At 43.8% G+C, this 13,131-nt stretch carries 7 protein-coding genes; all 7 read right to left on the bottom strand.

From position 1 onward, the window contains the following. Positions 1-39 precede the first annotated feature (39 nt). Positions 40-2,460: a beta-galactosidase GalB gene (galB, locus tag J4N22_RS14800; RefSeq protein WP_207495820.1), complete on the bottom strand. Its 2,421-nt coding sequence runs from the start codon at positions 2,458-2,460 to the stop codon at positions 40-42. A gap of 2 nt (positions 2,461-2,462) precedes the next feature. After that, positions 2,463-4,199 (bottom strand): alpha-L-arabinofuranosidase, encoded by a 1,737-nt coding sequence (locus J4N22_RS14795; protein ID WP_207495818.1) that lies wholly within the window; start codon positions 4,197-4,199, stop codon positions 2,463-2,465. Positions 4,200-4,220: 21 nt separating this feature from the next. Continuing rightward, positions 4,221-7,097: a glycoside hydrolase family 31 protein gene (locus J4N22_RS14790; RefSeq protein WP_242692243.1), complete on the bottom strand. Its 2,877-nt coding sequence runs from the start codon at positions 7,095-7,097 to the stop codon at positions 4,221-4,223. A gap of 15 nt (positions 7,098-7,112) precedes the next feature. Next, positions 7,113-8,219, bottom strand: a complete 1,107-nt coding sequence (locus tag J4N22_RS14785) for an SGNH/GDSL hydrolase family protein (RefSeq protein WP_207495816.1) — start codon at positions 8,217-8,219, stop codon at positions 7,113-7,115. 10 nt (positions 8,220-8,229) lie between these two features. Then, positions 8,230-9,183 (bottom strand): glycoside hydrolase family 5 protein, encoded by a 954-nt coding sequence (locus J4N22_RS14780; RefSeq protein WP_207495813.1) that lies wholly within the window; start codon positions 9,181-9,183, stop codon positions 8,230-8,232. A 6-nt stretch (positions 9,184-9,189) separates the two neighbouring features. Continuing rightward, positions 9,190-10,593, bottom strand: coding sequence for a sialate O-acetylesterase (locus J4N22_RS14775; RefSeq protein ID WP_207495811.1), 1,404 nt, complete (start codon positions 10,591-10,593; stop codon positions 9,190-9,192). 197 nt (positions 10,594-10,790) lie between these two features. Further along, positions 10,791-13,100: a glycoside hydrolase family 3 N-terminal domain-containing protein gene (locus J4N22_RS14770; protein ID WP_207495809.1), complete on the bottom strand. Its 2,310-nt coding sequence runs from the start codon at positions 13,098-13,100 to the stop codon at positions 10,791-10,793. Positions 13,101-13,131: the final 31 nt, after the last annotated feature.

Below are 13,131 nucleotides of genomic sequence, written 5' to 3'. Positions count from 1 at the left end.
AAGCACCACCACACTTCTGCAGTAGTGCCTGTTAAGGGGTTATCTCGTTTGTATTGTTATCGTTGATGATTCTAATCCTTCTACGCTTGCTGTAAGTGTGGCCTTTCCTTTGGCACCCGTTGATTGCAATATGGCTAATGCAAGTCCATTCAGTGCTGTATGTTTATCGGCTTTAAATGGCTCGTGACTTACAGGATCACCACTGTCTACACCAGCAATAAAAGCGGCGCCATCTACTTTAAATTTGATGAGATGGTTTGCAGTTGGCACCATCACGCCATCCTTGTCCACAATGGTTGCTGTTACAAAAGACAGGTCTTTACCATCGGCAGCAATTGTATTCCTGTCTGCTTTCAAATTCACTCTTGCTGGCTTACCTGCTGTCTTTATTTCTTTTCTCAATACTTCTCTCTCATTCAATCTTGATATAGCTTCCAGCTTGCCTGGTTCATAAAGAACACGCCATTTTACATGCAGGTTATCTCCTGTCTTAGCTCTTTTACCCAACGACTTTCCATTGAGCAATAGCTCTACTTCATCTGCATTGTTATAATACGCTACCACGTCTACTGTATCACCCTGCTTCCAGGTCCAGTGCGGGTATATGTGCAGCACCGGCTTGCTGGTCCACTCGCTTTGGTATAAGTAGTATACATCCTTAGGAAAGCCAGCAAGATCAATGATGCCGAAATACGAACTGCGAGCAGGCCAGCTATAAGGTGTAGGCTCGCCTAAATAATCGAAGCCCGTCCATATGTACATACCAGAAACATGTGGCTGCTTCAGTGCCTTCAGACTTTCTTCGTGGGTAGAGCCCCAAGGTGTGCTTACGTTATCATAAGCAGAAACGGTATAAGCACCTTCAGGATGTGTAAATGCAATATCCCATCGCTTGGGCCAGCGGCGTATACTATCAAATGGAAGATGGTCGTAGTGCCCTCTTGTTTGCAATGCTGAGGTACTCTCTGTTACAATGAATGTTTTACCCGGATATCGCTCAGGCACCTTCGCCCACTCATCATGATGATAGTTATAGCCAATCATTTCAAAAGCACCTGAACGGATCAACTGGTTCCATTCACCGGTTTCATTGTTTGCTGTTACAATCTCTCTTGTTGTATCTATACTTTTCACAATAGACACCAACGCTCTTGCTATCCTTCTTCCTGATGTATCCGCTTTCTTTTCATCACCCCATTGTTCACCTATTTCATTACCCACACTCCAAACAAACACAGATGGATGATTTCTATCCCGCAGCACATGGTCTGTCAGATCCTGCTTGTGCCACTCATGCCAATCGAGGTGATAATCAAATGGCGACTTTTGCTTCTCCCACATATCAAACGTCTCGTTCATTACAATGAAGCCCATCTTATCGCAAAGCTCCAGCAGCTCAGGCGCTGGCGGGTTATGTGCTGTGCGAATACCATTACAACCCATTGCTTTCAACAGTTCCAGCTGGCGCTCCAATGCACGAGTGTTGATGGCTGCACCCAAAGCTCCAAGATCATGATGATTACATACGCCACGAATTTTTAATGAATTTCCATTTAAGCTAAAACCCTTTGTTGGTGAAAAGTGGAAATAGCGAATGCCTAATGGTGTTTCATAAGTGTCTACAACTTTCCCATTTACCACCACCTGCGAAACCACTTTGTACAGGTAAGGGTTATCAACCGACCACAGGTGTGGCTGTTTTATTTCTAGCACCTGCTTATGTGCTGCTGTTATTTTACTTCCTGCATTGGCTTTGGTACTTGCCCTTGCTGCAACTCCACCAGTAGCTTTGTAGATGGTTGTATTTAAAACAAAGGCTTTATTGAATGCATATTGATTGCGCACATTTGTTTCTATAGAAACAGTGGCTGATTGATTTGATACTTTAGGCGTAGTAACAAAAGTGCCCCACTGCTCTACGTGAAGCTTATCCAGTTTAGTCAACCATACATTGCGATATATACCTGAGCCGGAATACCAACGCGAGTTTGGTTGTTTTAAATTATCCACTTTCACCGCTACTACATTTGCTCCGCCATACACCAGGTGCGGTGTGATGTCGTAATGGAAGCTGATATAACCATTAGGACGTTTGCCAACATAGTTTCCATTCACCCAAACTTCTGCGTTCTTATATATGCCATCAAAATGTATCAGGATTGTTTTACCCTTATCTGTTGCAGGCAAGTTGAAATGTTTGCGATACCAGCCAGTGCCACCAGGCAATGCACCACCACCCGCAGTGGCAGGATGATCTTTACTGAATGTGCCTTCTATACTCCAATCGTGCGGCAGGTTCAGTGTGCGCCACTGTGCATCATCAACACCATTATGATGATAAGAGCCAGTGCTGTCTAACCTGAACTTCCAATTGCTGGTGAAATCTTGTCGTGAGGTATGTTGTGCATGTGTACCAATGAATGATAGCACCAGCAGCAGCATTGTGATAATTCCTTTCATGTCTATTTCTTTTCGATGACCAAATTCACGACTCCACGTGCAGGCACAGTTACCCTTATTCCGTTTTGTGTACCTGCAGCATAAGCCTTTGATGTTGCATAATCAGCTGGACCGCCTGATGCATGTGTTGTTCCTCTTCCATTCACAAATACCTTTCGTGAAAGTTCACCATTATCTGTTCCTCCAGCCAATGTGTACCAGTAGTACCTGTTGCCGACCTGGAAATTTTGTACTTGTATGGACACCGTATGTGCCTGTGTAGACTTATTGACTATCGTCACTCCAACCTCCCCTGAGGTGAAAGAAGAAGCGTAGGTGTCGAATATAGATTGGTTCGTAGTAGTGGAAGAAATCAACCTGTCGCCCAGCATCTTTTGAAAGAAGTACATGTGATAGAAAGCAGGACGCGGGTTCCATTTAGGCACACCGCCTGGCTCATCTCCTATGTTGAACAAGCCATGATCATTCCCATTGTCCCAGCCGTTTGCAAGATCCCACCTGCTGGCCTGCCCATAGCCGTTTTTTATTAACTCCCCTAACACCATTACAGCATGTACACCCGCTATATGCGATACCTGCTGCATAGAGCCTGTTGAAAAAATATTCCATTCAGTGAGCGCAACAGGCTTATTAGGCAAGCCTGCATTTTGCAATGACTGCTTTACATAGCTCATCATCTTGCTGCTTTCTGTAGCCGCTGTGGCAAGTATCTCAGCAGCAGGTGCATTCGTGTTAAAATTGGTGAAGTAGTTATGCACAACAAAAAAATCAGCAACATTACCTGCCTGCGTAAGCACTCCTGCATTCCATGTTTTAATAGTATTGGTATTCCATGCCTGAGGTGTAGCTTCTACCAGCACAGCGCCTATTTTTATAGATGAACCTATTTCCTGTGCTGCCTTGCGCATGGAGTCGGCAAAAACTTTAAAATGCCTGCCGTACAGATCACCGGTTATTATTTCTGGTTGGCCATCTTTATTGTTGGCAAGATTTATTCGATAGCCCGCTTCCCATTCTCCAAAATTTTCATTTCCTACCTCCCAATACTTCGTTCTTCCATTATCAAATCGCACCCAGTCTGCAGCCAGGTGTGCAGCCGCAGCCACTGGATTGCTGCTGGTGCCATAACGGGCATAACCATAATTGACTGTGATGATGCCCTTGCTATTGGTTTGCTGCAATACGTTGTAGTAATTGTTTACCGACATCGTCCAATGGTCAGTGTTCTTGCCATACCAGAAGTTAGCAGCTTCTGTAGTTCCATCAGCCTTTACGAAAGTAACAGGGGCATCTGCAGGCGGGCTATTCCTATTAGCATTCCAAAAAAAGATGTCGCTGATGCTGCCGCCCGGACCTCTTAAATATCCCGGCTTCAACTGCGTGATATGATTCAGTAGAGTTGGCTCCGTTACCATCTGCGTCATCCAGGTGTTTGTATTGTTTCCAAAAAGTGTAGGTGGAATTTTACTGATGACAGTAGCATTATTGACCGTGATGTTATAGCTGGCTGTAGCTGGAACAGTAGTATCAATATATGCAGGTGCTGTAAAATTTCTCGGTAACCAATCGTCCATGAAAAAGCCTATGGTGGCAGCTACCGGCGGATCGGTTCGCGTAGTCGTGTCTGTACCACCACTGCCACTACCTCCAGTATTGCTAATGGCTTTTTTGCAGCCAATGCTACTTATCAATAGCCATATTGCTAGTTGGTGAAGAAAAACCTGTAGGCACTGTTTCATATTAATGATTTTAGACCGCCTTTACCTATTTGACTGCGTCACTTTCACAGCACTACCATTGTATCGAACTGTAGTAGCCGCAGCTTGTTCAAAGTCTAGTGGCTTGGCTGCATTCTTATTTACCCATATCACCCTGAACGTCCTGTTGGTTAGCATGCCGTTGAAACTTCCTTTTCTTTCACCAATGGTCAGCTGCTTCGTCTTTTCGTTGTAAGTAAATGAAATATTGCTATACTGGCCCTTCTCATAATTGTAATTCACATCTTCATCTTCATACAAATTAAAAGAAGCATCTCTGCCTGTATACACAAAGAGGGTGATGGTATCTGCACGTTTTTCAGAAGTATACTGCAGCTCCGGACCGAAAGGAATAATGGAACCTTCTTTTACAAACACAGGCATGGTTTCATAAGGCGCATCTACATTTATAGATTGTCCACCGGCAAAATATTTACCTGAATACAAGTCGTACCAGCCGCTTCCTGCAGGCAAGTATAGTTGCTTCCTCCTCTCCTTGTATTCATACACAGGATTGATGAGTAGCGATGGTCCAAACATATACTGATCGCCTATGGAATGCACTTTTTTATCTGCGGCAAAATCCATCACCAAACCGCGCATCATAGTGTAGTTGTTATGATAGCTGGCGCCTGCCAGTGAATAGATGTAAGGCAGCAAACGGTAACGGAGCCTGTTGTAGTACACCATGCTTTTATAGGCAGGATGATCTTCCGGTGCTATGTTGAAAACTTCGCGGAATGGATACTGGCCATGCACCCTGAACAGTGGTGTGAACGCACCAAACTGGAACCACCTTGTATTCAGTTCACGCCACTCTTCTGTATCTGTTGCAGTCGGTCTTTCATACCTGTTCTCTACTACAAAGCCACCAATGTCCATGGTCCAGTAAGGCAGCCCAGACATAGAAAAATTTACACCGGCAGCTATCTGTGCTTTCATATCATGCCAGCGTGCACCTATGTCGCCACTCCATATAGCAGCAGCATACCGTTGCGAACCGGCAAAGCCTGAACGTGTAAGCAGGAACACACGTTTGTTGTTATCAACAGAGCGCTGGCCTTCATATATACCTTTTGCATTTTGCAATGGATAAGCATTTACATATTCGGCCACCAGTCCTGCAGACACTGGTGTCATCTGTTCTTTCCTTCGCTGTGGCGAAACGTTGGATAACAGGTCGGGTTCGCTTGCATCCATCCACCATGCATCAATGCCCTTTGTATAGATCTTGCTGTGAATGAGGTTCCAGAAAGCCTTACGTGCTTCAGGATTGAAAGCATCATAAAATGTAGAAGTATAGCCAGGGCCAACCCAATCTTTTTGCCTGTCGGCAATGTTGCGCTTGTACAACCAACCCCTTTTATTGAAGTCATTATAAGCAGGTATGCCTTCATAAAATTTTGGCCATACCGATATCATCAGCTTCGTATTGTACTGGTTGTGCAACACCTTTATCATACTATCTGGCGAAGGAAAACGAGCGGCATCAAACTCCTGGCTGCCCCAGTCATTTTCCTTCCAGTAAAACCAATCGAGTACAATGTTATCAAGTGGAATTTTTCTCTTGCGAAATTCAGCTACAACATTCAGCAACTCTTCCTGTGTTTTGTATCGTTCACGGCTTTGCCAAAATCCCATTGCCCATTTCGGAACTATAGGAGCTTTACCAGTTAATGTTCTGTAGCCGCTTATAACTTCGTCAATGTTCTTACCATACACGAAGTAATAATCCATATGCTTACCAGCTTCAGAAGAGAAACTGAATGTATTGGCATCTGCTGTTGGTACAGGCTCCTGCCATTTAAGTGAGATATAAGATTCTGATCCTTCAGGTATCCATTCGATTTTTATTGATTGCTTCTGGCCTTTTTGCATTGCCACATCCAACAATGCAGGCGCAGGATTCCATGCTCTTCTCCACCTGTCTAGCACCAGCTTATTGTTCAGCCAAACCTTTAGATAACCACCATAGGTAAACCTCATCTTGTGATTGCCGCTGAATGAGCTTGCTATACTTCCTTGCCACGTTACAGACCCATTCTCAGTTTTGAATTCAGCTGGCAGCTTTAGCTTTGAATCGTTTACAAACTCCATATCAATGGTGGTCTCTGCACGGGTAAGCACTACATCATCCGATTTTGTTTTATCATTTGCATACGAGGCAGTCAGCCAACCTTCTTCACCAGTTTTAGCAAATAGTTGTAAAGAAGAAAGCGGAAGATATTCCCTTACGTCTCCAGCTTTTGTTATAGAATAATTATCCCAAAGGATACCATAGTTGTTGGGTGAAACAAGAAATGGAATGGCCACTTCTGTATTGTTTTGAAACATGGTCACCTGCTGTCCCATGTAGTTGTAAACATCATCCTGGTGCTGGCCAAGACCGTAGATAGCGTCCCCGGGTTTTGTCTCAAATGTTTGGATGATGTTGTACGAGCGCTGCCCTTCAAAGGTCACAGGAAGTAGTTGTTTTGCAGCTGCACGCTCCGCTATAATTTGTTTGCCTGCTTTGTCAAAGAAAGCAACAGCACCGGTTTGCAATGAAGCAACAGCTGTTATAAAAGGCGTAGCAAGCCGCACTTCGTTTGCAGTATTGGTTATAGTAAAACCAGATGTTTGTGTGGTGGGATAGATCGTCACCAGGCTTTGCACTTGCGGCATTTCTTTAGCAGGCGACGCAGTTACCCGAATGATGGAGTTGTTGATGACCTGCAGCCTTACAGCATGTGCACTGCCAGGGTATTGTTGCGCCGGGTAAATGATAATACCATCTGCCATCTTGGTAAAAGGAACTACAGGAGTAGCATGTGCTATGCTCGTAAATAGCAGCAGGAACATTAAAATCGTGCTTTGGCTTCGTAGGTTCATCTTAATCATGTTAGGTTTTTTTGGCTACAATAGCTGTCGGTAAACAGGCAGCAGTTCTTCAGCAAGTATTGCATGGTCTTCTACACTTGGATGACCGGTACAACCTCGTGCTTTCATCTCTTTGAAGAAGTATACATTAACAGGCTTTGCAGCTGGATAAAGCTTATCCACACTTGCTTTTACAGCAGCTATACAATTTTGTAATGTTGTTCTTCTGTCACCACCAACCATTGGGCTGCTGAGCAATAGTATCTGAGCAGCAGGATATTTTGACCGCACCAGTTGAACGAATGGAATGTAGTTGTTTACAAAGCTTGCGCTGTCAAAAGGCAGGCGTGCTTTCTTTCCATCACCATTGCTATAGTCGTTGGTGCCTAAAGCAATACTTACGATAGCAGGTTTATATGCATTGAAGTTCCACTTGCGATCACTGTTTACCTGGAAGTCAGCATTCTCATACACCTGCGGCATGTTTGGCCCATTACTGTTCCAGTTTCTATAAATGCCAATACCGCTTACACTGCTTACTACATAGTCGGTTCCTAAAGCCCTTGCTACACGCGGTCCATAAGCCATGTAAGCATTGTGCTGGTCATGGTATTGGCCTTCACCGCATGGCACTTCCGATGGGTCGGCAGCAGCACCACATGTAATGCTGTTGCCAATGAACTCAATAATTGGTGCTATAGGTTTCACTAAAGGCGCTATGTTCTTTGCAGTAACCTGTTGTATATACACAGGACCAGTATGCGCCTCAGTTGCTTTGTACAACCACACAGTATGAGTGCCTTCATCATTAGCCGTTATGGTAATAGGCTGGTTATTGCTTCCATTAATTCTAATACGTTTTTGATAAACACCATCCAGTTCGTATTGAAGATAATTATGACCCGAAGAATTATTGATGGAAGCATGAATGATACATTCTTTACCCGTAAAAGAAAAACCAACATGCGCTGCTGAACTGATCAACTCCAGTCCACCCTGTTCAGTAGTGATGGTTCTGCCATAAGGATGTAAGGCAGAAGCAGCCAAAACATTAGAAGTAGAACCAGCTCTACGCATTGCACTGCATCCTGATAAAACAAGTGCAACCAGTAGTAACAAAATTCTATAGTTGTACATCATCATCACCCTTCATTTATTTCATTCGCTTGTTATACTTCCGTAAAAGTTCTCTTGATCTTATTCCTGATTCTTTCAGGTCACTTTCTTTCCAACCGCCTGTAGCACTTGCTCCTTTCTTAAGCACCGAACATGTTTCATCTTTATCAGATACTGACCATGTAACCCAGCTGATCTTATTCTGTTCGCACCATTCTATCCATCTCATCCATTCCTCATTATCCAGGGCACCATCACCACTGGCTTCCATACCTGCTGACTCAGAAATGAAGATAGGAATGCCTTTTTTCAATGCATCGTTGCACCTGTCCCTTAGCTCCTGTTTATGGGTGGCTGCATAAAAATGAACGGTGTACATGATGTTGCTATAGCCCTTCAATGGATCATCGGCAACAATATGAATGTCCTGGTCCCAATGCGGGTTACCAACAAGAATGATGTTATCACCATCAATACCACTGATGGCTTCAATGATTTCTGCAGAATATGCTTTTACTTCTTGCCAAGTTTCCTTATCAGGCTCGTTGAATATTTCGTAAATAACATTTGGATACTTGCCATACTTGGTAGCCATCTCCATGAAAAACTTTTTGGCCTCTTTGGTTTGGATATTATGGCTGTGCCAATCGATGATTACATAGATACCTGCTTCAATGGCCGCATCTACAACAGCTTCTATTTTTGCTTTAGAACCTTCCGGGTCCTTCAGGTATCCACCATTTGGTTCTATACCCATTGCCGCACGAACTACGTTGCATTTCCAATCCTTCGCCAACCATTTTACTGCTTCCTTATTGTAAAACCGTGGCCAGAAGTTGTGCCAACCAAAGCTCATCCCGCGCAGTACAACAGGCTTGCCTTTTTCATCTACTAACTGTACACCCTTCACTTTTAGTTTACCGTGCTGCTTTACCGGTTGCGCATTTACAACCATGGAAAGCAACAAACACACAAGAAGTACCAGGCGCATAAGTTTCTATTTTATTGATGAAGTATCTACCTCCCAATCATCCGTTCTGAACGGAGCAAGAGGTAAACCAATTTTATTGAAAACATTACCAATGGCAGTATTGCTAAAAGCATAACGAACAGCTACAGGCTGAGCAACAGTTTTATTCGTAACGACTATTGTATTTCCTTTGATTGCAGCCTCTGCAGGATAGAAAACTTTATCTGCTCCGGCTATTGAAAAACCTGTGATCACTTTGCCTTGCTGTTGCAGACCGTACTGCGCATGCTGAAAATGCAAGGTCACTTTGTTCTTATTTATTTGCATGCTGCTGTACATCGGACTGTTAGCATCAGTAGTATCAGTTACATATGTCAGGTGTAAAGCAAGGTTGGCTAATCGATAACCAACATCACGTTTTTTGATGGGATGTATATCAGCTGTATCATGCGCAAGATCTGTGGTAACTACCATTCCTGTTTTAGGTACTGATAGCGTTTGCTGCTGCGCCTCACGAAGCAGTGCAGCTATGTTACGATTTCCATATGCGTGCGGCGCCAGTTGTACATAGTAAAATGGAAACTCGTTGTTCCACTTATTGCGCCACGATTGTATCATTGCTGAGAACAGCTCTTTATACGTCCTTGCAGTACCGGTGTTGCTTTCGCCCTGGTACCAGATAGCTCCTGCAATGTTGTAGTTGGTAAGTGGAGCAATCATTGCATTGTAAGCAAGGCCGGGCGTTACCGGCCACCATGGCTTAGGCTCTTGTTTAGCAGCTGCTGATTTCAATCTTTCATTGCTGTTAACAATCTCTGCAGGTGTAAATGCTTCTGCAGGTATCCCACCCCAACTGGCATGTACCAGGCCGATGGGCACATTCATTTCAGCATATAGCTTCTTGCCGAAATAATAAGCAACCGCGCTAAACCATTTTACATTGTTGGTATCACTAGCCATCCAAGCACCTTCTGAGTTTTCCTGTGGTGCTTCAGCCGATTTACGTGCAATGTGAAAGAAGCGAAGGTTAGGATTAGCAGCAACAGGAATATCTTCCTTCATCTGCGGCAGCCCCCAGTAGTAGTTCATTTCCATGTTAGATTGGCCGGAGCAAACCCATACTTCACCTACCAGTACATTCTCAAGAACAATTGTATTCTGCCCTTTTAGTGTAATGGTGTATGGACCACCTGCTTTCGGTGTAGGTAGCTTTATTTGCCACTTCGCATGTCCATCTCCTTTTACAGAATCTGTTTTATTATTCCACGATGTGGTGATGTAGATCATTTCACCAGGCTCGGCCCACCCCCATAATCTAACGTTGCTACTTTGCTGCAATACCATATTGCTGCTAATGATGTTGGGCAGCCGCACATTCGCATGCGCCATCATTGAAACAAACACGCTAAGCAGTAGAATAAAATTCTTCATCAATCAATTTTATTTGATAGCAGTTAAACGCAACACCAGTACATCGTGCGGTGGAACCGTTGCTGATAAAGGCTTTCATCATGGCACGAGCATTAGTTGCAATGACATCATCCTTGCTGCCTGCCCCGTCTTTTCGGGGTCGCACACTTAATCCACAAATCATTATGCAACCACAGTTTCACTTACTACTAGCACTACTAATACACCTGCGTCTTGTTCACTATAACAGTAGTATTCAAACCTGCTACCTGTATTTTAAAATCACCTTGCTCTACAACACGCTTGTTGTTGGTGTTTACAAAAGCAAGGTCCTTCACAGGAATTTTGAACGTCACCTGCCTGCTCTCACCAGCCTTTAGATTTATCTTATCAAAACCTCTCAATCTTTTTACATCAGGTGTAAGCGAAGCGATCTCATCAGATATATACAACTGCACAACCTCTTTTCCTTCCCTGTTACCTGTATTGGTTACAGTAGCTGTAATGGTGATGGTTTCAGCAGGTGAATAAGCTTTTTTATCAGTAGTAAGATTGCTATAGGTAAAGCTGGTATACGACAAGCCATGACCAAAGGCATACTGCGGGTTAAAGTCTGCAGAATAATCATAAGCGCCTTGCGGGTTGGCTATCTGGTCAGAATGCTTGTGAATGTATGGCGTCAGAGAATTTGCATAACGAGGGTAGGTAATTGGTAGTTTACCACTTGGGTTCACGTCACCTGATAATACATCAGCCAATGCATCACCACCATAGTTGCCAGGCAAGTATATGTTCACAATAGCAGCAGCGCCTGGTTCTATTTGACTTATAATACGAGGACGACCTTCACTCAATACCAGCACCACTTTCTTCCCTGTTTGCATCATGGCTCTTGCAAGCGCTAGTTGGTTATCAGAAAGATTGAGTTCATTCAGGTTGCCTGGTGTTTCTGTATAACTGTTCTCGCCAATACATAGCAGTACAACATCAGCATTGCGTGCAGCAGCTACTGCGGCGTCTATATTCACTACACTGTCTTCCCAATATTTGCCTTGCATTTTGTAAGCAACACCTTCAGCAAAAGTTACATTTCCATTGCCAAACTTCTTTTGAACAGCTTCCAAAATGGTGTTGTGTTCTTTGGTGAATTCATCTGTTCTTTCGCCTTGCCATGTATAGCTCCAGCCACCATTCAGCACGCGCATTGAATTAGCATTCGGACCTGTTACCAATATCTTAGTTGAAGTAGCCAGTGGTAAAGCATTGTTCTCATTCTTCAGCAGCGTGATAGATTCTGCAGCTGTATTGTATGCACTTCTTGCAAAATCAGCACTTCCAAATTTTGAATAGTTACCTGCAGTTGTTACAGGAGTATTGAAAAGATCCAACTCATACTTCACACGCAATACCCTGCGCACCGCATCGTCAATACGTGCCTGTGTTACTTTCCCTTCTTTAACCAATGCAACCAGGTCATCACAAAATTCTTTGTAGTTGTATGGTATCATGCTCATGTCTATCCCGGCATTGATACAAAGCATCAACGCTTCCTTATTGTCTTTTGCAATACGGTCACGCTTGGCTATGTTCTCTACGTCCTGCCAATCGGTAACGATGAAGCCTGTAAAGCCAAGTTCATTCTTCAGCACATCGGTAAGCAGGTACTTATTCATGTGTGTTGGAATGCCATTGATAAGGGCAGAATTAACCATTACATTACGTGCACCTGCTTTTACAGCAGCAGCAAATGGTGGCAGGTGATACTCACGCAGGTAATGCTCAGGTATCCATGCATTGGTCCTGTCTTTACCATATTTAGGATCAGAATAAGCCAGGTAATGTTTCAGGCTTACAGATAGTTTTTCTTTACTACCAATCGGATCTTGTGCACCACGTACATAAGCTGCACCCAACTCACTAATTAGGTATGGGTCCTCACCAAATGTTTCCCATATGCGTGGCCACATTGGATTGGTGCCAAGGTCAAGTACAGGAGAGAATGTCCACGGCACACCGGCAGCGCGGCTTTCATAAGCTGTCACCACAGCACCCTGGTGGACCAGCTGCCTGTTCCATGTTGCAGCCTGTCCTATCTCCTGCGGGAAGGATGTAAAGCCTTTTACATAGCTGGCGCCATGTATTTGGTCAAGGCCATAGATAACAGGGATCTTCAGCTTGTTTTGCTGCGCAGCATTATGAATGTCACTAACTACTTTATTCCACTCCTGTGCAGATAATAAGATGCTCGGAGGCGTATTCAATATAGAACCTACTTTGTACTTCACCACTACATCACGCAGCTTATTCTCATCCAGCGTAAAAGTCTTGGTTGCATAATTTACATTGCCGATCTGGTCAATAGCCACCTGCGCCATCTGGCCCACCTTTTCTTCCAGGCTCATCTGTTTTAGCAGGTTGGTAATCTTAGCTTCTGTAGCGGAATTTAGCTGAGCCATTGTCTTACTACTTGGTGTTATAAAAAATATTGCAGTTGATATAGCCAGCAGTATGCTTCTCCTGTTATTCATATTGGTTTACTTAAGCTTTCGTTATTGGTTA

This window comes from Aridibaculum aurantiacum (genome assembly GCF_017355875.1).
Taxonomy (GTDB): Bacteria; Bacteroidota; Bacteroidia; order Chitinophagales; family Chitinophagaceae; genus Segetibacter; species Segetibacter aurantiacus.
The sequence above is the reverse complement of the archived record's forward strand: the minus strand, read 5'-3'. Positions and strand labels throughout refer to the sequence as shown.